This window comes from Pseudonocardia abyssalis, assembly GCF_019263705.2.
GTDB lineage: Bacteria > Actinomycetota > Actinomycetes > Mycobacteriales > Pseudonocardiaceae > Pseudonocardia > Pseudonocardia abyssalis.
Genome location: NZ_JADQDK010000001.1, coordinates 366,835 through 390,626 on the forward strand (window position 1 = coordinate 366,835; position 23,792 = coordinate 390,626).

Genomic DNA, 23,792 nt, shown 5'->3' on the forward strand with positions numbered 1-23,792 from the left:
GGCGTTCCGAGTCGCTGATCATGGTCGTCACCCTCCGCGGCGCGCCCGCCCACCGCCCTCACCCGATAGTGACAACGCTTATCATCACCGTTCTGGCAGGGTCGGACGAGTGAGGGGAGGCCGGGTGCGCATCGCGTTCGTCGGCAAGGGCGGCAGCGGGAAGACGACGTCGGCGGCGGTGTTCAGCCGGTACCTCGCCGAGCAGGGGCACCCGGTGCTGGCGATCGACGCCGACATCAACCAGCACCTGGGTCAGGCCCTCGGCCACGACGGGGAGCCGCCGCGGCCGCTGGGCTCGGACCTGACCTGGCTGAAGGACCACGTGCGTGGCACGAACCCGCGCATCGCCTCGGCCGCGACGATGATCAAGACGACGCCGCCGGGCCCCGGGTCGCGGATGCTCGACCTCGACCCCGCGGGCGAGCTGCTCGCTCGGTACTCCGTCGAGGTCGCCGGGGTGCAGCAGCTCGTCACCGGCGAGTTCGACGAGGCGGACATCGGCGTCTCCTGCTACCACTCCAAGACCGGTGCGGTGGAGCTCTACCTCAACCACCTCATCGATGGTCCCGGCGAGTACGTGGTCGTCGACATGACCGCCGGGGCCGACGCCTTCGCATCCGGACTGTTCACCCGGTTCGACCTGACGGTGCTGGTCAGCGAACCGACCCGGCGCGGGGTCGGGGTCTTCCGCCAGTACGCGGAGCACGCGGCCGGGCACGGCGTCGCGCTCGCGGTGCTGGGCAACAAGGTCGCCGACGACGCCGACGTCGCGTACCTGCGCGAGCAGGTCGGCGACGCGCTGATCGGCTGGTTCGAGCAGTCGTCGTGGGTGCGGGCGGCGGAGCGGGGGAGCGTCCAGCCGGTCTCCGCGCTGGAGCCGGCCAACCTCGCCGCGCTCGCCGCCGTGCGGTCCGCCCTCGACGCCCGTGAGCGTGACTGGTCCGCCTACCACCGCGGCACCGTCGAGTTCCACCTGCGCAACGCCCGCGCCTGGGGCGACAAGGCCGTCGGCGCCGACCTCGCCGCCCAGATCGACCCCGGCTTCGTGCCCGGGGTGCTGTCCACCGCCACCCGCTAGGAGAACCGCATGTCGCTCGACGTCCCCACCTCCGTGCTCGACGATGCCGCCCGCGGCGAGATGGACGACGCGCAGTTCGTCGCCGTCGTCCGCGACTCGCTGCCCTACGCCTGGTCGACGGTCTCGGCCGCCGTGGCGGACCAGGCCCCGGGCCGCCCGTTCGGCGAGCACGAGGTGCCGCCGCCGTCCGAGCAGGAGCGCGGGCAGCTGCTGCGCGCGCTGGCCAGCAACGCCATCCGCGGGGCGCTGGAGCGGCACTTCGGCGTGGTGCTCGCGTTCCAGAACTGTCACCGGGTGGCGGCGTTCGCCCCGGCGGACGTGGACTCGGCGATCTACCGCGAGTTCATCAGTCCCCGGGGTCAGGTGCTCAACCAGAGCCCGGAGCTGCGCGACTGCTGAGACACCTGCCCCTGATCGCAGTAAAGCCACCTTCCCGCCATCACGTGGCGGCAAGGTGGCTTTACTGCAGTTCGGGACCGGGGCCGACTACTCGGCGAGCAGCCGGTAGATCGTCTTGCGGGCCTCGGTCAGGGCCGCGGTGGCGGCGGTGATCTGCTCCGGCGTGCCGGCGCCCATCACCTGCTGCGCCGCTGCGTGGAGCTGGCCGAGCTGCTCCCACAGCTCGCCGGCCTCGCTGTCGGCCTCGGCCCCGACCTGCTCCCAGACCGCGTCGAGCTCGGCGCGGTGCTCGGCGACGTAGGTCGTGCCGCTCCCGGTGAGTGAGACGACCCGGCGGCCGTCGGTCTTCTCGACCGACACCAGGCCCTCGTCCTCGAGCTGGGAGATGGTGGGGTACACCGAGCCGGGGCTCGGGCGCCAGGTGCCACCGGAGCGCTCGGCGATCTCCTGGATGATCTCGTAGCCGTGCCGCGGCTGCTCGGAGAGCAGAGCCAGTACGGCAGCGCGGATGTCACCGCGCGAGGTGCGGCGTCCGCGACGGCCGCGCGGGCCGCCGGCGAAGGGGCCGCCGCGCCCGCCCGGGCCGAAGCCGGGGCCGAAGGCCGGGCCGCCGAAGCGGGGGCCGCCGCCGTGCCGTCGGCCGCGGGGGCCGCCGTGCCGTCGGGGTCCGTCGGTGTCGTCGTCGGCCGGTCCGCCGAACGGGGGCCGGGCGAACGAAGGCCGGGCGAACGGGCCGGGACCGGCCGTCTCGGGTGCGCCGAAGCGCGGGTGCCGGGGGTGTCCCCGGAATCGTGGGCTGTTCATGTCGCGTCTCCTGGACGTTGCGAGCCTCCTGCTCCGATAGCACTGAGTAGCTCGTGTGCCATCACGATATATCGCAACTGTTCCGACGACACTGTGCTCTGCATCACAGATCTGGAGCTACTCCGCCCAGCGTGGGGAGGTCGTGCGGGGCGGCGTGAGGACGGCCGGGACGCGCAGCAGGTGCGGGCCGCCCGTCGCGACCGCGGCGGCGAGCGGTTCGCGCAGCTCCGCGACCGACGCGACGGCGGTGGCGGGCAGGCCGAACGCGGCGGCGAGGGCGGGGAAGTCGGGAGTCACGAGGTCGACGCCGCGCTCGGGGTGCCCGGCGCGCTGCTGGTCGTAGCGCAGCATCCCGTAGCCGCCGTCGTCGACGACCAGGACCGTGACCGGCAGCCGCTCCTGCACCAGCGTGGCGAGCTCGCCGAGCGCCATCATCAGGCCGCCGTCGCCGCAGACCGCGATCACCGGGTGCCCGGCCGCCGCGGCGCCGAGCGCGGCGGGCAGCCCGAACCCGAGCGTGCCCCAACCGACGGGGTAGGCGAGCCGCCGCGGTGCGGGTGCGGGGGCGTACCCGCCGACCCAGTAGCCCGCGACGGCCATGTCGCAGACGAGCACGGTGTCGGGGGTGCGGGCGTGGTCGACGGCGTCGAGGAGCGCCAGTGCCTCGGCGGTGGCGGGATCGGTGCGCAGCCGGTCGAGCACGGCGGCCCGCATCCCGGTCGGGGCCCACGCCGTCGCCGCCGGAACGCGGGAGGTCAGGCCGGGGAGTGCGGCGTCCAGGGGCCCGGTGACGGTCGCGTCCGCCGCCCACTCCGGCGGGTCGACGGGCGCGGCCGCGTCGACGACGACGAGTCGCGGCGGCCGGGGCATCGTCCAGTTCCGGGTGTTCATGCCGTCGAGGTCCCCGCCGACGACGAGCAGGACGTCGGCGGAGGCGATCAGCGCGGCGGGCTCGGGCTCGTGCGGCGGCAGGCCGAGCGCGGTGGCGTGGGCGGTGGGCGGGACGCCGCGACCCCGGAAGCTCGTGACGACCGGTGCGCCCAGGTGCGAGGCCAGCGCGGCCACGGCGTCGGCGTGGTCGGCCGCGTCACCACCCGCCCACAGCACGACGCGGGTGCCGGCGAGCACGGCCGCGGCGTCGTCGAGCCCGGTCACCGCGGCGACGGGCGGGTCCGGCACCGGCGGCAGCGGGCCCGCGGGCTGCCCCAGCACGTCCGCGGGCACGTCGAGGTAGACCGGCCCGCGCGGGTGGGCGAGCGCCGTCGCCGCGCCCTCCCCGATCACCGCCGCGACCTCCGCGGGTGTGCGCGGGGTGAACACCGCCTTCGCGAGCGGGGTGAACAGCGCGGCCTGGTCGCGCGACTCGTGCAGCACGCCGCGCACCCGCCCGTCGCGGTGCAGGGCCTGCGGGATCTCCGAGGCCACCAGCAGTACCGGGGAGTGTGCCGCGGCCGCCTCACCGAACGCCGCCACCGCGTTGGCGGCCCCGGGCCCGGTCGTCACGACCGCCGCGCCGAGCCGACCGGTGGTACGCGCCCAGCCGTCCGCGGCGTACACCGCGGTCTGCTCGTGCCGTACGACCACCGGGGCCGTGCCGGCGTTCCAGAACGCCAGGTTGTGCACGCCGGGCAGCCCGAACACGGTGTCGGCACCGTGGCGCCGCGCGACGTCGAGAACCTGGCCCGCAACCGTCGTGTCCACCGCCCGTCAGCCCGCCGCGCCCGCCACGCAGTTGCGGGCGACATAGTCGCGGACCCGCTGGCTCGCCGTCGTGTTCTCCGGGGTGTCGACCTGCGCGGTGAACTCCGCGTCGCCCGCGAGGGCCGCGCTGTCGCCTCCGTTGGCGACCAGTGCGTCGAGCTGGAGGTCGACGACCCGCACGTACCGCTCGACGTCGGCCCGGATCTCCTCCGGCGCGGTGTCGAGCAGCTGGGCGGTGCCGGCGCGCACGGCCTCGGCGGTGTTGGTCAGCTGCTCGGCCGGGATCCCCTGCGCGGTGGGGGAGCTGAGCGGGGCGAGCGCGGTGTTGGTCGTCAGGACCGCGGCGCAGAACGGCGACGCGGGCGCGGCCCGTTCGCGGGCGGGATCGGGGCGGTCGCGGTCGGCGACCGACCCGCCGCACCCGGCGAGGGCCAGCACCAGCAGTGCGGCCGGCAGGAGTCGTGCGCGGTTCATGATGGGCGCAGGATAGAGGGGGCCCGGTCTGGGGAACGTGTGGGTGCCCGTCGTCGTTGTGTCCGATGTGCCCACTCTCGGACCGCGCCGCATCGCCGCCTTCACCGCTCTGTGGAAGGCCCTCACCCGTGGCGGCCGGCCAGGCGCCCCCGGAATCGGCGACCGCCTGACGGCCCTGCCCCGCCTCGTCACCGCCGCGGCGTCCGGTCGCTTCCCGGAGGCCCGCGGGCGGCTCGTCCTGATCGTCCTCGGGCTGGCGTACCTGGTGTCACCGGTCGATCTCGTGCCCGAGCTGCTCCTGGGGCTGATCGGGCTGGGCGACGACGCCGTGGTCGCGCTGTGGATCGCGGGCGCCTTCCTCTCCGAGACCGACCGCTTCCTGTCCTGGGAGCGCACGGCCGGTACCGATAGCAGCCGACCGACGGTGATCGACCAGCCACCGCCCCGCTGAACCGATTGCGCCGGCCGGCCCGGCGTCGTCGCGTGCGCCCTGGTAGGAACCGCCCGTGGAGACGATGCGCGCGATCACGCAGCGGACGTTCGGTGGGCCCGAGGTGCTCGTGCTCGGGTCGGCCCCCGTGCCCGAGCCGGTGCCGACCGAGATCCGGGTGCGGGTGGCCGCCGCCGGGGTGAACCCGGTGGACTGGAAGACCCGTTCCGGTGCGGGGATGTCGAAGGTGTTCGGGCCGCTGCCGTTCACGGTCGGTTGGGACGTCGCGGGCACCGTCGACGCCGTCGGCCCGGGAGTCACGCGCTTCGCCGTCGGCGACACCGTGTTCGGGATGCCCTGGTTCCCGCGCCAGGCCGCCGCCTACGCGGAGTTCGTCACGGCCCCGTCGCGGCACTTCGCACACCGCCCCGCCGGGCTCAGCGAGGTCGCGGCCGCCGCGCTGCCGCTGGCCGGGCTCACCGCGTGGCAGAGCCTCGTCGACATCGCCGCCGTCCAGCCCGGCCAGCGGGTCCTGATCCACGCCGCGGCGGGCGGGGTCGGCCACCTCGCCGTGCAGATCGCGAAGTCGCGCGGGGCGTACGTGATCGGTACCGCGTCGTCGGGCAAGCACGACCTGCTGCACGACCTGGGTGTCGACGAGGCCGTCGACTACCGGCGGGAGGCGTTCGAGCGGGTCGTCGACCCCGTCGACGTCGTGTACGACCTGATCGGCGGCGACGTCGCCCTGCGCTCGCTCGATGTCCTGCGCCCCGACGGCCTGATGATCTGCCTGCCCTCCGCCGCCGCCGCCGACGCGCTCGCGGCCGCCCGGGAGCGCGGCCTGCGCGCCACCGGGATGATCGTCGAGCCCGACGGCGACGGCCTCGACGAGCTCGCCCGGATGGTCGACCAGCGCAACCTGCGGGTCATCGTCGCCGAGACGTTCCCGCTGGAGCGCGCCTCGCACGCCCACCGCGCCGGCGAGCTGGGGCGCACCACCGGGAAGCTGGTGCTCACCCCCTGACCCGGTCCCTCGGGGGCCGCGGCCGACCGGTCGGCCGCTCGGCCGCGCCGTTCCCGCCCGGCTCGGACCTCGGCCCGGCGTGATCGCGCTCGCCCCACTGCCCTGCGGACGGCCGCAGCGTGCGTCGGGAGCGATCAGGGGCTGAGGGTGGCGGCCGGGATCGGTGCGATCCGCACGTCGGAGCCCTCGGCGGGGCCGCGGCCCCGGCGATCACGAACGGCCACGGCCAAGTGATGATCGGCCGCGGGACCCCGACCCGCGGGGGTGCGGTCAGCGGCCCGCGGCCGCCCGGACCCGCTCGACGACCTGCTGGACGCGCTCGCGGACCCCGCGCAGCTCGGTGAGGTGGAACCAGTAGTCCGGATGGACGCCGTCGAGCCGCTCGACGGCGTTCTGCAGCCGCACCGACTGGGCGTCGAGGACGGGCCCGAACTCGGCCACGACCCCCCGGTCGACGACGAGCCGCTGGGCGTCGCGGACGACGAACCGGGCGTCGGCGGCGTGGCGGGCGGGGTCGGCGCGGACGTCGCGCAGCTCCGCGAGCCGGTCGGTGACGGCGTCGGCGCGCTCCTCGGCGCGGGCCAGCTCGGCACGTGCGGCGGCGATCTGGTCGGCGGCGTCGTCCCAGTCGCCCGCGTCGGCCTGCGCACGGGCGGCGGTGACGGCGGTGTCGGCCGCGACGAGTGAGGCCTGCGCGCGGCGTTCGGCGTCGTCGAGGTCGCGGGAGCACTTCTCGGAGAACTCCCGGCGCAGCGAGGACAGGGCGGGCGGGATGCGGTCGGTGCGGGTCTGCGCGGCGGCCCGGCGCGTGGTGACGCTGGACAGCGCAGTGCGCACCTGGGCGGCGGTGCGCGGGGCGTCGGCGGCGAGGGTGTGGGCCTCGCGGGCCAGTTCCAGCGTGCGGGCGACGGCGTCGCGGCGTTCGCGCAGGCCGGGGGAGTCGAGCCGGGCGGCGGACAGCTCGGCCTCGGCGAGCCGTTCCTCGGCCCGCCGCGACCGGACCCCGGCGGTGCCCGCCACGGCGGCCCGTGCGTCGACGAGCGCGACCCGCGCCTCGTGGATCGACCGCGGCAGGCCGGTGACCAGGTGCGCGGCCTCGTCCAGTACCCGGGCGTGCGACGAGCGGAACCGGCGGATCGCCTCGCGGGCCCGCTCGATCTCCGTCGTCGCCCGCTCGTCGGCGGTGCGGGTCGCGGGTCCGGCCGGGGTGTCGGTGGTGGCGTTCAGGTAGGCCTCGGTGGCGTGGTCGCCGAGGACCGCGACCTGCCGCCACGCGTCACCCAGGCGTCGGGCCGTGCCCAGCTCATCCGCGGCGTCGACCGCGGTGGCCGTGGCCCGCTGCTCGTCGTCGAGGGCGAGGAAGGCCTGCGTGGCGGCGTTGCGGGCGGCGAGGGCGCGGTCGTCGGGTGCCGCGTCCGGGGAGCCCCGGTCGGACCATCGGAACAACCCGGCTCCCTCCGTGCGCTGGACGAGTCCAACCTACCCGTCTACTGCTCGAAGACCGGGGTGATCGTCGCGCGGCCGAGGGTGTGGGAGAAGAGGTTGAAGCCGAGGAACGCGGGGGTGGCGTCCTCGGGAACCTCGAGCTCCTCGACGTCGACCGCGTGCACCACGACGAAGTAGCGGTGCGGGCCGTGCCCGGCGGGCGGGGCCGCGCCGATGTACCCGGCGAAGCCGCCGTCGTTCTTCAGCTGCACCGCACCGGACGGGAGGTTCGCACCGCCCTGCGCACCGGCGTCCGCGTCCAGCGAGGTGACCGACGCGGGCAGGTTGAACGCGGCCCAGTGCCAGAAGCCGGACGCGGTGGGGGCGTCGGGGTCGTAGACGGTGACGGCGAAGCTCTTCGTGCCCTCGGGGGCGCCGGACCAGCTCAGCTGCGGGGAGCGGTCCTCGCCGCCGGGCACACCGAACGCGCCGCTCGCGTGCGGGGCGGGGAGGGTCTTGCCGTCCTCGACGTCGGTGCTCGTGACGGTGAACGTCGGCACCTCGGGGAGGAAGGTGTACGGGTCGGCGGGGGTCGCCATGCTCTGCTCCTTCGTGGGTCGGTGAACGGGTACGAACCTAGTTGCGGCAGGGGCGTTCCGCTGGTCGGAACGTCGTGGTTCCCCGGCGGCTGCCCGCACGTCAGGCTCGACACCATGAGCTCCGGACCAGTCCCCGCCGCGATCGTCGGGCCGGGCAACATCGGCACCGATCTGCTGGCCAAACTCCAGCGCAGCGACGTCATCGACGTCCGATACATGGTGGGTGTCGTCGAGTCCGACGGCCTGCGCCGTGCCCGGGAACAGGGCATCGCGGCGTCCGCCGACGGCGTCGACTGGCTGCTGCGCCAGGACCCGCTGCCGCAGATCGTGTTCGAGGCCACGTCGGCCGCCGCCCACATCGCGAACGCCCCGCGCTACGCCGCGGCCGGGATCCAGGCCGTCGACCTGACGCCCGCGCACCTGGGCCCGATGGTCTGCCCGCCGGTGAACCTGCACGACCACGTCGACGCCCCGAACGTCTCGATGATCACCTGTGGCGGCCAGGCCACGATCCCGATGGTGCACGCGGTCTCGCGCGTCACCCCCGTGCCGTACGCGGAGATCGTGGCGTCGGTGTCCTCGCGGTCGGCCGGACCGGGCACCCGCGCCAACATCGACGAGTTCACGCACACCACCTCCGGCGCGGTGTCGGAGGTCGGTGGTGCGGAGCGGGGTAAGGCGATCATCATCCTCAACCCCGTCGAACCGCCGATGATCATGCGCGACACGGTGTTCTGCATGACCGGCCCCGACGCCGACCACGGCGCCATCACGCGCTCGGTGCACGAGATGGTCGCGCAGGTGCAGGAGTACGTGCCCGGGTACTCGCTGCGGGCCGAACCACAGTTCGACGACCCCCGTCCCTCCTGGGGTGGCAACGGCCGGGTGGCCGTGTTCCTCGAGGTCAAGGGCAACGGCGACTACCTCCCGGAGTACGCCGGGAACCTCGACATCATGACCGCGGCGGCCGCCCGGGTGGGCGAGCTGATGGCGGCGCGGAAGCTGGAGGTGCCGGCATGAGCCGCCCCGATCTCGCCCACGACGTCCGCATGGTCGACACCACCCTGCGCGACGGCAGCCACGCGATGGCGCACCAGTTCACGGAGGCGCAGGTGCGCGACACCGTCCGCGCGCTGGACGGGGCCGGCATCGGCGTCATCGAGGTCAGCCACGGCGACGGCATCGGCGGATCAAGCTTCAACTACGGCTTCTCCCACACCGATGAGATGACGCTCATCGCGGCGGCCCGCGACGAGGCGAAGCAGGCGAAGATCGCGGTGCTGCTGGTGCCCGGGATCGGCACCGTGGACGACCTCAAGCGCGCCCGCGACGCCGGCGCCGACATGGTGCGCGTGGCCACCCACTGCACCGAGGCCGACGTCTCGCCGCAGCACTTCGCGGCGGCGCGGGAGCTCGGCATGGAGACCGCCGGGTTCCTCATGATGGCGCACCGCACGTCGCCGGAGGACCTGGCGAAGCAGGCGCGGATCATGGTCGACGCGGGTTGCCAGGCCCCGTACTGCACCGACTCGGCGGGCGCACTGCTCATGCACGAGGCGCGGGCGCGGTTCGAGGCGCTGGTCGCGGAGGTCGGGGACGAGGCGTGGGTCGGCTACCACGGCCACCAGAACCTGAGCTTCGGCATCGCGAACTCGGTGATCGCGCAGGAGGTCGGTGTCCGCTACATCGACGGCTCGCTGTGCGCGCTCGGTGCGGGCTCGGGCAACTCGCCCACCGAGGTGCTCGCCGCGGTGTTCGACCGGCTCGGCGTCTCCACCGGCGTCGACCCGATGGCGCTGATCGACGCCGCCGAGGACGTCGTCCGCCCGTACCTGAACCGCTGGCCGAAGATGGACCGCAACGCGATCGTGCAGGGCTGGGCCGGGGTGTACTCGTCGTTCCTGCTGCACGCGGAGACCGCGGCCGAGCGCTACAAGGTGCCCGCGCACGCGATCCTGCGCCGCTGCGGGGAGATCGGGCTGGTCGGCGGCCAGGAGGACATGATCATCGACGTGGCGCTGCAGTTGGCGGCCGAGGGGGAGCAGGGCTGATGGATCACTTCGGGCACGTCATCGACGGCGAGGAGATCACGCCGGGCCCCACGTTCGACTCGGTCGACCCGTGGACGCGGGAGCCGTGGGCGACGGTCGCGCTCGGCGGGGCGGCGGAGGCGGACCTCGCCGTCTCCGCGGCGCGCCGCGCGTTCGACGAGGGTCCGTGGCCGCGGATGGGCTTCGCCGAACGCGGCGCGCTGATCCACCGCCTCGCCGACCTGATCGAGGAGCACGCGCAGGAGCTGGCGCTGGCCGACTCCCGCGACATGGGCAAGCCGCTCGCCGACGCACTCGGCAAGGACGTGCCGCGCACGGCGCAGAACTTCCGCTTCTTCGCCGACCACGCGCGCCTGGCCATGGCCGAGACGCTGCCGATGGACAGCGGCCACCACGCCTACACGCGCTACGAGCCGGCCGGCGTCGTCGCCGCGGTGGCACCGTGGAACTTCCCGCTGATGCTGGAGTCCTGGAAGGTCGCGCCCGCGCTGGCCTGGGGCAACACCGTGGTCCTCAAGCCCGCGGAGGACACCCCGGCGTCCGCGACGATCCTGGCCCGGCTCGCACGTGCGGCCGGTATCCCGCCGGGCGTGCTCAACGTCCTGCACGGCTACGGCCCCAACTCGGCGGGCTCCGCGCTCACCGAGGACCCCCGGGTCGACCGGATCACCTTCACCGGCGAGTCCGGGACGGGCCGGATCATCACCGGGGCCGCGGCGAGGAACCTGACCCCGGTCAGCCTGGAGCTGGGGGGCAAGGGCGCCAACCTGGTCTTCGCCGACGCCGACCTGGACAACGCGGTCGACTGGTCGATCAAGGCGATCTTCACCAACGCGGGGCAGGTCTGCCTCGCGGGTTCGCGGCTCTACGTCGAGCGCCCGATCCTCGACGAGTTCCTCGCGCGGTTCGTCGCCGCGGCGGAGAGGCTCGTGATCGGTGACCCCCGCGACCCGGCGACCCAGATCGGCCCGCTGGCCTCGCAGGCGCACTACGAGAAGGTGCGCGGCTACGTCGAGAACAGCGCCGGGAAGGTCCTCACCGGCGGGCTCGGGGACGGCTGGACGGTGAAGCCGACCGTCGTCGTCGACGCCCCGGCCGACTCGCCGATCATGTGCGAGGAGGTGTTCGGGCCCGTCGTCACGGTGACGCCGTTCGACTCCGAGGCGGAGGCCGTGCGCGTCGCGAACGACTCGCCCTACGGCCTCAACGCGATGGTGTTCACCGAGAACCTCTCGCGTGCGCACCGCGTCTCCGCGCAGCTGCGGGCGGGCACGATCTGGACCAACTGCTTCTTCGTCCGCGACCTGCGGGCCCCGTTCGGCGGGTTCGCCGACTCGGGCTGGGGCCGCGAGGGCGGCAACTTCAGCCGGGAGTTCTTCACGGAGCCGAAGGCCGTGGTGATGGCGATCCGGCCGTAGACCCTGCCCCTCCATGCGTCGTTCGGGCTAGCCTTGTGCAGCCATGTGGGTCAATGGGTCGCCGCGGTGCCATGATCGCCGGCATGGAGGTCCTGGCCGATCCACCCGCGTTCGTGGGGCGCGACCGCGAGCTGTCGGTGCTGGCCGGGCACCTCGCGCTCGCGCGGGCGGGCCGTTCGCAGGTGGTCGTCGTCGAGGGCGACCCCGGTTCCGGCAAGACCGCGCTGGTCCAGGCGTTCCTGGACGGCCTCGATCCGAACACGGGCGTGCTGCGGGCGAGCGGCGAGGAGGCCGAGGAGCTGGTCTCCTACGGCGTCGTCGAGCAGCTGGCCCGGGCCGTCGACCGGGTCGGGGACGCCGGGCCCGCCGTCGAGGTGCGTCCCGCCGACGAACCGCCGGTGGTCGGGGCCGTCCTCGTCGCCCTGCTCGACCGGCTGCGCGACCGCGGCGGGCCGGTCGTGGTCGTCGTGGACGACGGGCACTGGGCCGACGTGCCCTCGGTGCAGGCCCTGGTCTTCGCCCTGCGCCGCCTGGGCTCCGACCGCGTCCTGACGCTGGTCGCCGCCCGCCCGCACGACGGCGGCCGGATCGACCGGCTGCGCGGCCTCGCGTCGGGTGACCGCGGGAGGACGCTGCGCCTGGGCGGTCTCGGCGTCGACGGACTGGTCGCGCTCGGGCGGGCGCTCGGGGCGGGTGAACTGCCGCCCCCGGCCGCGCAGCGCCTCCTCGCCCACACCGGGGGCGTCCCGCTGCACGCGCGGGCGCTGTTCGAGGAGGTCGACCCGGCCCTCCTGCGGTCGATGGAGGGCCCGCTCCCGTCCCCGATGTCCTACGCCGTGCTGGTGCTGGGCCGGCTCTCGCAGTGCCCGCCGGGCGCCCGGGCGGTGGTGGCCGCCGCCGCGGTGCTGGGGGAGCGCAGCCGGCTCACCGACGCCGTCGACCTCGCGGGGGAGACCGGCGCCGAGGTCGTCGCCCCTGCCGTCACCGCGAAGCTCGTGACCATCGGCCCGGCCCCCGACGGCACCGCGTTGCGCTTCCCGCACGCGCTGATCCGCGCGGCGGTCTACCACGACCTGGACCTCGCCGACCGGATGGCGCTGCACGCCCGCGCCGCCCGGATCGTCGACGCGCCCGACGAGGTGCTGCGGCACCGGGTCGCGGCGGCGGGCGGCAGCGACCGGGGACTCGCCGACGAGCTGCGCGCACTGGCCGGGGAGCAGGTCGAGCGGGGCGAGCGGTCCCGAGCGGCCGCCACGTTGATCTCCGCGGCGGGGCTGTACCCCGACGCGGCCGACCGCACCCGCGGCCTGCTCGACGCGGTCGAGCTGCTGGTTCTCGCGGGCGAGCGGTCCCGGGCCACGGAGCTGGCGAGGGCGGTGCCCGGTGGGCGGTCCGCGCACGAGCGCTTCGTGCGGGGCCTGCTGGCGTTCACCGCGGGGCGCACCTCCGAGGCCGAGCAGCTGCTGCTGGCCGCGTGGGCGGTCGCCGACGACACGGACCCCGGGTTCCGGGCCGGGGTCTGCGACGCGCTGTGCCACCTCTACTACCTGCAGCTGCGCACCACGGAGTCCGTCGAGTGGGGCAACCGGGCGCTCGCGGTGGACCCGCGACAGTCGGTCTCGCTGGTCACCAGCCTGGCGCTGGCCGGCCGGTCCATCGCGCCCACCGCGGAACTCGCGACGGCGGTGGCCCGGGGCGCCCGGCTGCTGTGGACCGAGGACCACGCGGGCGCGCGCACCGAGCTGGCGGGCGCGGTCACCGCGCTGCGGGCTGGCGGCATGTTCGTGGCGAGCCTGCACGCCCAGGGTTACCTCGCGCTGACGCAGCACCGGATGGGGGCGTGGGACGGCGCCGTCGCCGACGCGACGGAGGCCGTCGCGCTCGCCGAGGACGCCGAGCAGGACTGGATGCTCGCCCGCCTGCACTCCTACGCCGCGATGCCGCACGCGGCGCGCGGCGAGTGGGACCGCGCCGACGCCCACGTCGCGGCGGCGACGGCGGCGGCCGCCGCGACCGGGCTGCCTCTGGACCGGGTCGGGGCCACCGTGGCCGCCGCGAACGTCGCCGACGCCCGCGGGGCGCACACCCGGGTCGTCGAGCTGCTCGGGCCGCTGGCCGAGCGCGCCGCGGGGCGGGCGGGGGAGCCGGGCGTCTCGAACTGGCCGTGCATGCTGGCCGACGCGCTGGTGCACCTCGGCCGCCCCGACGACGCCGACCGGGTGCTGGCCCCCTTCGAGCGCCGCGCAGCGGAGCTGGGGCGCCGGGTCGCGCTGACCGCGGCCGGCCGGGTCCGCGGGCGCGTGCTGGCCACGCGCGGCGACGTCATCGGGGCGGAGCGGGCGCTGCGGGACGCGGCCGACCACGCCCGCGGCGCGGGCGCCGAGATCGACGTCGCGCTCACCGCGCTGACCCACGGCGCACTGCTGCGGCGGTCGGGGCGGCGCCGGGCCGCCGCCGACGCGCTGGGTGCGGCCCGCGCGGTGCTCGACCGACTCGGCGCCCGGCCCGCGCTGGAGCGCTGCGACGAGGAACTGGCGGCGTGCGGACTCACCCCGACCCGCCGCACGGCGCGGGAGCCCGGCGCCCTCACCCCGCGCGAGCTGTGCGTGGCCCGGCTAGCGGCGTCCGGGATGAGCAACCCCGAGGTCGCGGCGGAGCTGATCGTCAGCCTGAACACCGTGGAGTTCCACCTGCGCAACGTCTACGCCAAGTTCGGGATCCGCTCACGCGCCCAGCTCCGTGGGGCGCTCCGTGGGGCGGACGACGGCTGACCCACCGCATCCCACGGAGCACCGTGGCGCGCCACGGTGCCCGCCCTGCCAGGGTCGATCACGGTCGGGGGCACCCGGTGACCGAGGGGGCGGAGTGGCGATGCACTGGGGCTCGGCCGGGTCACCGGGTCCCGGCCGCCCGCCGGGTCGTTCGTCGGGTCGGGGCCGTTCGTCGGCCCGGGGGAGCGGCGGGCTGGCGATGGCGACCGGCCACGAACCCGACACGTCCGCCGAGTTCGAGACGCTCGCGACCGCCGAGCTGGCCCGGCTCGTCCGCGCCGAGCGCGCGATGCTGCGGATCCGCTGGGGCGGGTTCGTGTTCGGGCTCGCCCAGGTCCTCACCTACTACCTGCCCTATCCGCCCGGGATGCTCGAGCTGGCGCTGGGCTTGCTGACGCTGCTGGCCGTCGGAAACCTGGTGATCTGGCCGCTGATCCCGCGGATGACGACCGTCCGCCGGGCCCGCCGCACGGGTGTCGCCGCCCTGGTCCTCAACGGCACGGTGTTCCTCGGGCTGGTCTTCGTCTTCACCTTCGACACCGAGACCGCGATCTGGGCGGTGCTCTACGTGCTGCCGATGGAGGCCGCGGTCCGGTTCCAGCTGCGCGGGGCGATGGTCGCGATCGGGCTGCTCACCGTGGCGTACACGCTGCGCGAGGTGTTCGGCACGCTCGTCTACGGGCACCCGTTCCTGGTCGTGTCGATCACCTTCCGGATGGGGATCGGCCTGATCATCGCCGCGGTCGCCGGGGTGATCGCGCAGAGCCTCACCCGCGACCGGGAGCAGCTCGCCGCGCTCAGCTCGATCACCCGGACGGTCGCGACGGCCGGGTCGGTGCAGGACGTCCTCGACGGCGCGGCGCGGCGGATCGCCGCGCTGTTCCGGGTGCGGTGGGCCGCGGTGGCGCTGTTCGAGGTGGCGGGGTTCGAGGTGGCGGGGTCCGAGGTGGCGGGGTCCGAGGTGGCGGGGTCCGAGGTGGCGGGGTCCGAGGTGGCGGGGCCCGAGGAGGTGGGGTCCGACGGTGCCGGGTCCGACGCCGCCGGGCGGCTGGTGATCCGCGCCGACCACACCGTCGACGGCCCGGCGCCCTCGCAGGTCGGCACCGAGATCCCGCTGACCACCGGAGGGCCGACGGAGCGGGCGGTCGCGCTGCGCCGCGCGGTCGCGGTCGCCGACCCCGACGCGGTGACCCTCGCCCCCGCCACCCGCGCGCTGCTCGCCGCGCGGGGGGTCCGCGGGTTCATGGTCGCGCCGCTGCTCGGACGCGGCGGGCACGTGATCGGGATGGTCGTCGCGGAGTCCGTCGAGCGCCGCCGGCAGTTCACACCGGCCGAGCTGGCGCTCGCCGAGACCGTCGCCGGGCAACTCGCCGGGGCGATCGAGAGCACCCGGCTGCACGAGCAGGCGCAGGAGGCCCGCACCGCCGCCGACGCCGCGAACGCGGCCAAGAGCACGTTCCTGGCCAACATGAGCCACGAGATCCGGACCCCGATGAACGCCGTCATCGGGATGACGGAGCTGCTGCTCACCACCGACCTCGACGCCGAGCAGCGGGAGCTGGCCCGGGTCATCGAGCAGAGCGGCGACGGCCTGCTGACGATCATCGACGACATCCTGGACTTCTCGAAGATCGAGGCGGGCCGCCTGGAGCTGGAGTCGGTGCCGCTCGACGTGCGCGACTGCGTCGAGGGCGCGCTCGACCTACTGGCCCCGCGGGCGGCGGAGAAGGGGATCGAGCTGGTCTGCGCGGTGGCGCCGGACGTCCCGCAGGCCGTGCTCGGCGACCCGACGCGGCTGCGGCAGATCCTGGTCAACCTCGTCGGCAACGCGGTGAAGTTCACTGCGCGCGGCGAGGTCGTGGTGGGGGTGACGGTGGAGCCGGACGGGCTGTCGGTGGAGGTCACCGACACCGGCCCGGGTATCCCGGCCGACCGGCTCGACCGCCTGTTCCGCTCGTTCAGCCAGCTCGACGTCTCCACGACCCGTCGCCACGGCGGCACCGGGCTGGGCCTCGCGATCTCCCGGCGGCTCGCCGAGCTGATGGGCGGGCGGGTGTGGGTGCACAGCGAGGTCGGGCGCGGCACGACGTTCGGGTTCGCCGTGGCGGTACCGACCGCACCGGTCCCGGCCGAGGTGACACCGGCGAGCCTGGCCGGGCGCCGCGTCCTCGTCGTCGACGACAACGCGACGAACCGGCGGATCCTCGCCGCGCAGTGCGCGTCCTGGGGGATGGCCGTCGACGACACCGGGTCGCCGCTCGACGCGCTGGCGCGGGTCGTCGGGGGTGAGCTCTACGACGTCGCGCTGCTCGACCACGTCATGCCGGAGATGGACGGCGGCACCCTCGCGACGCGGCTGCGCGCGCACGGCGGGCCCCCGGTCGCCTGCCTGTCGTCGCTGGGTGGTGCGCGCGACGGCGCCGCGGTCGAGGCGTGGGTGAGGAAACCGGTGAAGCGGGCCCGGCTCGCCGAGGTGCTCTGCACGCTGCTCGGGACACCGGCCTCCCCCGCCGAGGCCCCCGCGGCCGCGCCCACCCCGGCGTCGGGTCTGCGGCTGCTGCTCGCCGAGGACAACCCCGTCAACCGCACGCTCGCCCTCGCCATGCTCGCGAAGCTCGGGCACACCGCCGACGTCGCCGCCACCGGGCGGGAGGTTCTCGACGCCGTCGCCGCCCGCCCCTACGACGCCGTGCTGCTCGACGTCCAGATGCCGGAGATGGACGGGCTGGAGGCGGCCCGCCGGATCCGCGCGGGCGCCGGACGGGGCCCGTGGCTCGTCGCCGTCACCGCCAACGCGATGGACGGTGACCGCGAGATGTGCCTGGCCGCGGGCATGGACGACTACCTGGCCAAGCCGATCCGGCTCGACGGGCTGGCGGAGATCCTGCGGCGGGTCCCCGGTCCGGCAACCGCGCCGGAGCTGGATCCGGCGGTGCTCGCGGAGCTCGCCCGGTCGTTCGGGGCGGATGGTGCCGAGGTCGTCGCCGAGCTGGTGGCCGCCGCGGTCGACGAGCTGCCGAAACTGGTGACCCGCCTGCGGTCGGGGGACGCCGGGGAGGTCCGGATGGTCGCGCACACGCTGCGCTCCAACGCCGCGACGCTCGGCGCCGTCCGCCTGGCCGACGCCTGCCGCGCGCTGGAGTCCGGCGGGCCGCAAGGAGCGCTCGTCGAGGAGATCGGCGCCCGGGTCGCTGCCGTGCTGCGCGAGCTGCCGGCCGCCGAGCCGGCCGTGTAGGGGAGGACCGATGGAGATCGAGAGCACGGCGGGCGAGCGGTTCGTCGTCGAGATCCGCCCCACCCCGGACGGCCGGGTGGTGGGCACGGTCGGGCGTCCCGGCAGCGCCGATCCCGTGCCCTTCTCCGGCTGGATGGATCTGCTGCGGCTGCTCGAACCCCGCACCCCCGACGCGGTCACCCGATGAGCGACCTGCGGGGGAGGGTGCTCGTCGTCGACGACGACCCGATGAACCGCCTGCTGCTGCGCCGTGCACTGGAGCGGGAGGGCCTCGACGTGGAGGTCGCCGTCGACGGCGGGCAGGGCTGGGAGCTGGTCTCGGGCGGCGGGTTCGACCTGGTGCTGCTCGACATCGTCATGCCCGTCCTCGACGGCTACGCGGTGCTGGCGCGGATGCGGGCCGACCCCGCGACGGCGGCGCTGCCGGTCGTCGTCATCTCCGGGTCCGACGACCGTGACGGCGTGGTGCGCTGCATCGAGCTCGGGGCCGACGACTTCCTGCCCAAGCCGTTCGACCCCGCGGTGCTGCGCGCGCGCCTGCGGTCCGGGCTGGCCCGCAAGCGCCTCGCTGATCTGGAGCGGGAGTACCGCGAGCAGGTCGGGCACGTCGTCGACGCGGCCGCCGACGTCGAGCGCGGGGAGTTCCGGGTCGGCAGCCTCGACGGTGTCGCCGACCGCGGCGACGCCCTCGGCCTGCTGGCCCGGGTGTTCGGACGGATGGCGCACGAGGTCGCGCAGCGCGAGCAGCGGTTGCGCGCCCAGGTCGGCGCCCTGCGCATCGAGATCGACGAGGCCCGCTCGGCGCGGGCCGTCGCGGCCATCACCGAGACCGACTACTTCGCCGACCTGCAACGCCGAGCCGCGGACCTGCGCTCGGGGCCGGGCCGGCAGAACGGGGGAACCCCATGACGTCCATCGTGTCCGTCCACTCCTTCCGGGGCGGCACCGGAAAGTCCAACACCACCGCGAACGTCGCGGCGGTGCTGGCCGGGCGTGGGCTGCGGGTGGGGGTGGTCGACCTCGACATCCTCTCCCCGGGCATCCACGTGCTCTTCGGGGTCGACCAGGACGGGCTGGACCACCACCTGGACGGCTTCCTGTGGGGCCGCCACCCGCTGCGCGACGCGGCCCGCGAGGTGACCCCGCCCGGTGTGCCGGGCCGGATCTGGCTGGTCCCGTCCAGCGTCGCGCCGCACGACATCGCCCGGATCATGGCCGAGGGCTACGACGTCGGGCTGCTCGGCGAGGGGGTCCGGTCGCTGGCCGTGGACCTGGAGCTCGACGTGCTGCTGCTCGACACCCACCCCGGGCTCAACGAGGAGACGCTGCTGTCGATCGCGATGTCCGACGCGCTCGCGATCGTGCTGCGCCCGGACCACCAGGACTACGAGGGGACCCACGTCACGGTGAGCGTGGCGCGCAGGCTCGCCGTGCCCCGCACGGTGCTGGTGGTGAACAAGACACCGGAGTCGTTCGACGCCGCGCAGGTCGCGCAGCAGGTGGCGCGGGCCTACGACACACCCGTGGCCGCGGTCGTCCCGCACTCCGAAGAGCTGATGGTGCTCTCCAGCGGCGGGATCTTCGTCCTGCACCACCCGGACCACCCGGTGGCCGCGCTCTACGCGCAGCTGGCGGACCAGCTGGTCGGGGTGCGGGCATGACCGATTTCTTCGACCGGCAGCGGATCGCGGCCGGGGTCGGGTCCACCCGCCGCCGCCGCCCGCTGCTGCTGCTGACGGAGAGCTGGTCGGGTACCGAGCCGGACAGCTCCGAACCACGCAGTTCCGAACCACGCAGTTCCGAACCACGCAGCGAGGTGCTCGACTTCCTCGCCGGCACCGAGGTGTTCGGCGGGCTCGACCGGGTCGCGTTGCGGGAGCTGTTCGTCGTGCTCGACCCGGTGCACGTCGCGGCCGGGGAGGTGGTGCTCGACGCCGCCGGGGTACCGGACGCGCTGCACCTGGTCGCCTACGGACGCCTCGCGGTGCGGTCCGGGAACGGGACCCGGGAGATCGGCCCGGGGCAGGTCGTGGGGGCCGCAGCGCTGCTGCAGGCCGACACGCCGACCGGCACGCACGTGCACGCCGTGCGCGACTCGCTCGTGCTGCGCATGGGGGTGGCCGGGTTCGAGCGGTTCGCCGCGGCGCACCCGGCGTCGCTGCTCGGGCTGTGCCGGGCCCTGCTGCGCGCCGAGGGGGGAGCGGTCGACGTGCCGGCCGCCGGGTCGCCCGCTCCGGGGACCACGATCGTCCTGCTCCCGGCCGGATCGGGCCGGGTTCCCGACGAGCTGGTCGCCGCTCTGGTGACGGCGCTCGGCCGGGGGAGGGGGTCCGAGGCGATCGAGGTGTCCTCGGCGTCGGTCGACGCGGCCGTCGGACCGGGTGCGTCGGGCACCGAGCCCGCAGACCCGCGCAACGGCCGGCTGCTGGCCTGGCTCCAGCGGGTCGAGGCGGCGCACCGGTTCGTCCTCTACCGCGCCGACGACGGCGACACCGAGTGGACGCGGCGCTGCGTGCGCCAGGCCGACCGGGTGGTGCTGGTCGCGCACGCCGGGGACGACCCCGCCACCGGGCCCGCGGAGCGGGCGCTGGCCCAGGTCGCGGGGGAGCGGCGGCGTGATCTGGTGCTGCTGCACCCCGCGGGCACGTCGGCGCCGTCGGGGACCGCGGCGTGGCTGGCCGACCGGGGGATCACCCGGCACCACCACGTCCGGCACGGCGACCCGCGCGACACGGCGCGGGTGGCCCGGTTCCTCTCCGGCGCCGCGCGCGGTCTGGTCCTGGCCGGGGGCGGCGTGCGCGGGTTCGCCCACCTGGGCGTCATGCAGGCCCTCGACGAGGCGGGCATTCCCGTCGACGCCGTCGGTGGCGCGAGCATCGGGTCGCTCATGGCCGGGTTCTACGCCGACGGGCTCGACCACGAGCAGCGGGTCCGCCAGGCCTGCGCGGCGATGGTGGAGCAGGGGTCGATGGTCGGGTTCACCCCGCCGTTCGTGGCGATGTCCTCGGGGCGCAAGGTGACCCGCCTGCTGCGGGAGGAGCCGTCGTTCGCCGGCCTGATCGAGGACCTGTGGCTGCCCTACTTCGCGGTGTCCGCGTCGCTGAGCCAGGCCCGCGAGGTCGTGCACGACAGCGGCCCGACCTGGCGTGCGATCCGGGCGAGCATCGCGATCCCCGGTGTCTACCCGCCGGTGCACGACGGCACCCAGCTCCTCGTCGACGGCGGGGTGATGAACAACCTGCCCGTCGACGTCATGGCGGGGGTGGTCGGCGACGGCCCGATCGTCGCGGTCAACCTGCAACCGACCGGCGGCGGCCGGAGGCCGCCCGCGGAGTTCGATCTCTCCGTGTCCGGCTGGCGGGTGCTGGCGTCGCGACTCAACCCGTTCACCCCGCGCATGCGCGTGCCGCGGATCGGCGACGTGGTCGTCCGCAGCATGTCGCTGTCGACCGCCCGCCTGCAGCGCGACCGCCTCGGCAGCCGGTCGGTGGAGCTGCTGACGCCCCCGGTCGGCCGGTCGGGACTGCTGGACTTCGCCGCGGGCCCGGGTCTGGTCGGGCCCGCCTACGAGTACGCGGTCGAGGCGCTGGCGCAGAACCACGCGGCGGTCAGCCCCTGACCGCCTCCCGGTCGCGACGCCGGTGCTCCTCCGGCGTCGTGATCTCCCCGGGAGGCACCCACGTGAACCGGTGCGGTGCCGCGTCGCGGAGCATCACGAAGGTGAGCACGCCGAGGCAGAACGGCAGCGTCATCGCCGGGAGCCCCCACGGCCCCAGGAACGACCCGATCGCCCCGAACAGCAGTGCGGTGTACCCCGCGCAGGCCAGCCCGAGCAGGGCCGAGCGCCAGCTCAGCACGTAGAACACACCGGCGATCGCGAGGCAGGCGTCGTAGGAGTTGAAGCCCCACAACCCGTTGTAGATCGCGACCCCGTCGGCGCCCAGCGCCATCCCGACCAGCATCCCGACCGCCGACCCCGCCACGGCGAACAGCGCCGCGATCCGCGAGCACACCGCGATCGCGACGAGCACGATCACCCCGCCCAGGATGCTGTTGACGAAGAACAGCTGCGCGATGCCGCGGAACACCGCGTTGAGCACCGCGAGCGCGTCCGTACTCCCGACGGCGTCGGCGGACTCGCGCAGCACGGTCGACACCGACGGGCCGGTGACGGCGGGCGAGGCGGGGGAGACGAGCTCCCCGACGTTGCCGCGCGCCACGTTCAGACCGGTGACGAGGAACAGCAGCACGGAGATGTTGAACGCCAGCGTGAACGGCGGCACGCCCCAGATCGCGAACAGCGCGGCCAGCCCCGCCATCGCGAGCGACGACCCGGCGCTGACGACGACGATCCACACCGTGGACACGCCGTCCCACGGCGGGGACAGGAACGTGGCCAGCGCCAGCCCGCACAGCACCCCGTTGAAGCCGAACAGCCCGGCCCGGACGGCGTCGCGGTCGAACCCCATCGCGATCGCGACCAGGGTGGAGACCGCGACGCCGAGCGTGCCGCCGAACCCGAGCCACGGGTCGTGGATCCAGGCCGCGAGCAGCACGAGCAGCCCGGTGAACGGGTTGTTCATGAACATGACCTGCCCGACGCCGCGCAGGCAGGACTCCACGAACGCCAGCGGCGGTAGTGCCGCCAGGCGCTCCTGGACCAGCGGCGCCGTCCCGTCGACCCAGCCGGCGGCCCGGCTCCCGCCCGTCACGGCCGGGCCTCAGCCCGCGGACATGGGGACGCCCATGCCCGGGTCGACCTGGTGCGGGCCGTTCTTGCCCGGCCGGACGTCGAAGTCGAAGATCTCGGTCGGCAGGTAGACCGTGGAGCAGGAGTTCGGGATGTCCACCACACCCGACAGACGGCCCTCGATCGGGGCGGCACCCAGGATCATGTACGCCTGGATGGCGCTGTAGCCGAACTTCTGCAGGTAGTCGATCGCGTGCAGGCAGGCGCGCTGGTAGGACAGGTGCGAGTCGAGGTAGCGCTGCTCCCCGTCGAGCGTCACCGAGGTTCCGGAGAACGCGAGCCACTCGCTGTACTGCGGGTCCGTCCGGCCCGGCATGAAGATCGCGTTCTCGGACACCCCGTAGGTCTCCATCCCGCCCTTGATCAGGTCGACGCGCAGGTCCATGAACCCGCCCATCTCGATCGCGCCGCAGAACGTGATCTCACCGTCGCCCTGGGAGAAGTGCAGGTCGCCCATCGACAGCTTCGCGCCGTCGACGAAGACCGGGTAGAACACCCGCGACCCCCTGGTCAGGTTCTTGATGTCCTGGTTGCCGCCGTTCTCCCGGGGTGGTGCCGTCCGCGCCGCCTCGGCCGCGACGCGGTCGTGCTCCGCGCCGGTGAGGTCGCCCAGGATCGCCGAGTCCGGCAGCGGGGGCAGGGCCAGCGGCGGAACCCGCTGCGGGTCGGTGTCGATCAGTGCCTGCTCGCGGGCGTTCCACCGCGAGAGCAGCGCGGCCGACGGGGCGGTGCCCATGAGGCCGGGGTGCACGATGCCGGTGAACGCGACGCCCGGGACGTGCCGCGAGGTCGCGACGCCCCCGGTGAAGTCCCAGACCACCTTGTAGGCGTCGGGGAACTGCTCGGTGAGGAACCCGCCGCCGTTGCGCGTCGCGAACACACCGGTGTAGCCCCAGCCCTGCCCGGCGAGCGGGCCGGAGTCCTCCTGCGGGATCGGGCCGACGTCGAGGATGTCGACGATGAGCAGGTCACCGGGCTGCGCCCCCTCGACGGCGATCGGGCCGGAGAGCACGTGCACGCCCGCCAGCGGGGCGTTGAGGATGTCGTCGGCGGAGTCGTCGTTGTGGATCGCGCCGTCGAACCACTCCCGGCAGTGCACCCGGAACGAGTCGCCCGGCTTCACCGTGACCTTCGCCGGGATGTCGGGGTGCCAGCGGTTGTGGCCCACGATCGCCTGGTCGGTGAAGGACTTCGTCGAGTCGAGCGGGAACACGAGTTCGGGCATGGCGGATCAGCACTCCTCATCGGTGACAAGCGGAGGTCGTGGAGCGGGTCGGTCGTGGAGCGGGGTCGGTCGTGGAGCGGGTCAGGGCCGGGGGAGCCGGGCGGTGCGCGGGTCGAGCCGCGGAGCCGGGGCGCGGCGGGCCGTCGACGTCGGGAGCGACGTCACGACGGGCGGCGCCGACCGCGAGGCCTCGGTGTGGTCGAGCACGGCCGTCCGGCGGCGGTCGGCGAGCCCGAGCATCGGCGCGGTGAAGACCCGCCCGGCCGAGGTGCCGCAGGCCGGGCAGGGGATCGTCTCCGGCGCCGTGCCGATCGGGAGACCGATGTCCACGGACCCGTCAGCCGTGCAGCGATAGGTGTACGTCGCCATCGAATCCCCAGGTGAGCGCCGGAAACAGTTTCCTGGGAA

21 protein-coding genes are annotated in these 23,792 nt (G+C 74.8%); 13 read left to right on the plus strand and 8 right to left on the minus strand.

From position 1 onward, the window contains the following. Window positions 1–124: 124 nt before the first annotated feature. Both I4I81_RS01745 and I4I81_RS01750 read left to right on the plus strand, forming a co-directional pair. Complete coding sequence (locus I4I81_RS01745; protein WP_218601605.1) at window positions 125–1,078, plus strand: ATP-binding protein; 954 nt, start codon at window positions 125–127, stop codon at window positions 1,076–1,078. A gap of 9 nt (window positions 1,079–1,087) precedes the next feature. Next, window positions 1,088–1,477, plus strand: coding sequence for an SCO5389 family protein (locus tag I4I81_RS01750; RefSeq protein ID WP_218601604.1), 390 nt, complete (start codon window positions 1,088–1,090; stop codon window positions 1,475–1,477). A gap of 87 nt (window positions 1,478–1,564) precedes the next feature. Here the strand turns inward: I4I81_RS01750 and I4I81_RS01755 are convergent, their stop codons facing one another. The 3 genes from I4I81_RS01755 to I4I81_RS01765 all read right to left on the minus strand — a co-directional run bounded on the left by I4I81_RS01755 (window position 1,565) and on the right by I4I81_RS01765 (window position 4,456). Further along, window positions 1,565–2,281, minus strand: a complete 717-nt coding sequence (locus I4I81_RS01755) for a PadR family transcriptional regulator (RefSeq protein ID WP_218601603.1) — start codon at window positions 2,279–2,281, stop codon at window positions 1,565–1,567. Window positions 2,282–2,398: 117 nt separating this feature from the next. Continuing rightward, complete coding sequence (locus I4I81_RS01760) at window positions 2,399–3,982, minus strand: thiamine pyrophosphate-binding protein (protein ID WP_218601602.1); 1,584 nt, start codon at window positions 3,980–3,982, stop codon at window positions 2,399–2,401. 6 nt (window positions 3,983–3,988) lie between these two features. Next, window positions 3,989–4,456 (minus strand): hypothetical protein, encoded by a 468-nt coding sequence (locus I4I81_RS01765; RefSeq protein WP_218601601.1) that lies wholly within the window; start codon window positions 4,454–4,456, stop codon window positions 3,989–3,991. 43 nt (window positions 4,457–4,499) lie between these two features. Between I4I81_RS01765 and I4I81_RS01770 the strand changes: the two genes are divergently transcribed. Both I4I81_RS01770 and I4I81_RS01775 read left to right on the plus strand, forming a co-directional pair. After that, window positions 4,500–4,907, plus strand: a complete 408-nt coding sequence (locus I4I81_RS01770; protein ID WP_226363687.1) for a YkvA family protein — start codon at window positions 4,500–4,502, stop codon at window positions 4,905–4,907. Window positions 4,908–4,971: 64 nt separating this feature from the next. Beyond that, window positions 4,972–5,910: an NADP-dependent oxidoreductase gene (locus I4I81_RS01775; protein WP_218601617.1), complete on the plus strand. Its 939-nt coding sequence runs from the start codon at window positions 4,972–4,974 to the stop codon at window positions 5,908–5,910. Window positions 5,911–6,180: 270 nt separating this feature from the next. On the opposite strand, the gene I4I81_RS01780 is transcribed toward I4I81_RS01775, so the two are convergent. Continuing rightward, window positions 6,181–7,356 (minus strand): hypothetical protein, encoded by a 1,176-nt coding sequence (locus I4I81_RS01780; RefSeq protein WP_218601600.1) that lies wholly within the window; start codon window positions 7,354–7,356, stop codon window positions 6,181–6,183. A 41-nt stretch (window positions 7,357–7,397) separates the two neighbouring features. Continuing rightward, window positions 7,398–7,934 (minus strand): YbhB/YbcL family Raf kinase inhibitor-like protein, encoded by a 537-nt coding sequence (locus I4I81_RS01785; protein WP_218601599.1) that lies wholly within the window; start codon window positions 7,932–7,934, stop codon window positions 7,398–7,400. A 114-nt stretch (window positions 7,935–8,048) separates the two neighbouring features. On the opposite strand from I4I81_RS01785, the gene I4I81_RS01790 reads away from it, so the two are divergent. From I4I81_RS01790 to I4I81_RS01840, 9 genes are all read left to right on the plus strand, one after another. After that, entirely contained in the window at window positions 8,049–8,954 is a 906-nt protein-coding gene (locus I4I81_RS01790) for an acetaldehyde dehydrogenase (acetylating) (RefSeq protein WP_218601598.1), read from the plus strand. Continuing rightward, window positions 8,951–9,985 (plus strand): 4-hydroxy-2-oxovalerate aldolase, encoded by a 1,035-nt coding sequence (gene dmpG, locus I4I81_RS01795; RefSeq protein ID WP_218601597.1) that lies wholly within the window; start codon window positions 8,951–8,953, stop codon window positions 9,983–9,985. Before I4I81_RS01790 ends, dmpG begins: the two co-directional genes overlap by 4 nt. Beyond that, window positions 9,985–11,403, plus strand: coding sequence for an aldehyde dehydrogenase (locus tag I4I81_RS01800; RefSeq protein ID WP_218601596.1), 1,419 nt, complete (start codon window positions 9,985–9,987; stop codon window positions 11,401–11,403). The genes dmpG and I4I81_RS01800 overlap by 1 nt, the downstream gene beginning before the upstream one ends. Before the next feature lie 83 nt (window positions 11,404–11,486). Next, window positions 11,487–14,174, plus strand: a complete 2,688-nt coding sequence (locus I4I81_RS31120; protein ID WP_218601595.1) for a helix-turn-helix transcriptional regulator — start codon at window positions 11,487–11,489, stop codon at window positions 14,172–14,174. Between the two features lie 199 nt (window positions 14,175–14,373). After that, window positions 14,374–17,409, plus strand: coding sequence for a hybrid sensor histidine kinase/response regulator (locus I4I81_RS01820; RefSeq protein ID WP_218615753.1), 3,036 nt, complete (start codon window positions 14,374–14,376; stop codon window positions 17,407–17,409). Window positions 17,410–17,419: 10 nt separating this feature from the next. Further along, window positions 17,420–17,596 (plus strand): hypothetical protein, encoded by a 177-nt coding sequence (locus I4I81_RS01825; RefSeq protein WP_218615754.1) that lies wholly within the window; start codon window positions 17,420–17,422, stop codon window positions 17,594–17,596. Beyond that, window positions 17,593–18,318, plus strand: a complete 726-nt coding sequence (locus I4I81_RS01830) for a response regulator (RefSeq protein ID WP_218615755.1) — start codon at window positions 17,593–17,595, stop codon at window positions 18,316–18,318. The genes I4I81_RS01825 and I4I81_RS01830 overlap by 4 nt, the downstream gene beginning before the upstream one ends. Continuing rightward, a complete protein-coding gene (locus I4I81_RS01835; RefSeq protein WP_218615756.1) occupies window positions 18,315–19,070 on the plus strand; it encodes a MinD/ParA family ATP-binding protein in 756 nt (251 codons plus the stop codon). Before I4I81_RS01830 ends, I4I81_RS01835 begins: the two co-directional genes overlap by 4 nt. Then, window positions 19,067–21,028 carry a cyclic nucleotide-binding and patatin-like phospholipase domain-containing protein gene (locus I4I81_RS01840; RefSeq protein ID WP_218602153.1) on the plus strand — a complete coding sequence of 654 codons (1,962 nt, stop codon included), beginning with the start codon at window positions 19,067–19,069 and terminating at the stop codon, window positions 21,026–21,028. Before I4I81_RS01835 ends, I4I81_RS01840 begins: the two co-directional genes overlap by 4 nt. On the opposite strand, the gene I4I81_RS01845 is transcribed toward I4I81_RS01840, so the two are convergent. The 3 genes from I4I81_RS01845 to I4I81_RS01855 form a co-directional block, all read right to left on the minus strand. Next, complete coding sequence (locus tag I4I81_RS01845; protein WP_218602152.1) at window positions 21,018–22,121, minus strand: urea transporter; 1,104 nt, start codon at window positions 22,119–22,121, stop codon at window positions 21,018–21,020. The genes I4I81_RS01840 and I4I81_RS01845 overlap by 11 nt on opposite strands. A 9-nt stretch (window positions 22,122–22,130) precedes the next feature. Continuing rightward, window positions 22,131–23,384 carry a formamidase gene (gene fmdA / locus I4I81_RS01850; protein WP_218602151.1) on the minus strand — a complete coding sequence of 418 codons (1,254 nt, stop codon included), beginning with the start codon at window positions 23,382–23,384 and terminating at the stop codon, window positions 22,131–22,133. Window positions 23,385–23,465: 81 nt separating this feature from the next. Further along, the gene (locus tag I4I81_RS01855; protein WP_218602150.1) at window positions 23,466–23,714 is read right to left on the minus strand and encodes a zinc ribbon domain-containing protein; all 249 of its coding nucleotides are present in this window, start codon (window positions 23,712–23,714) and stop codon (window positions 23,466–23,468) included. Window positions 23,715–23,792 lie beyond the last annotated feature (78 nt).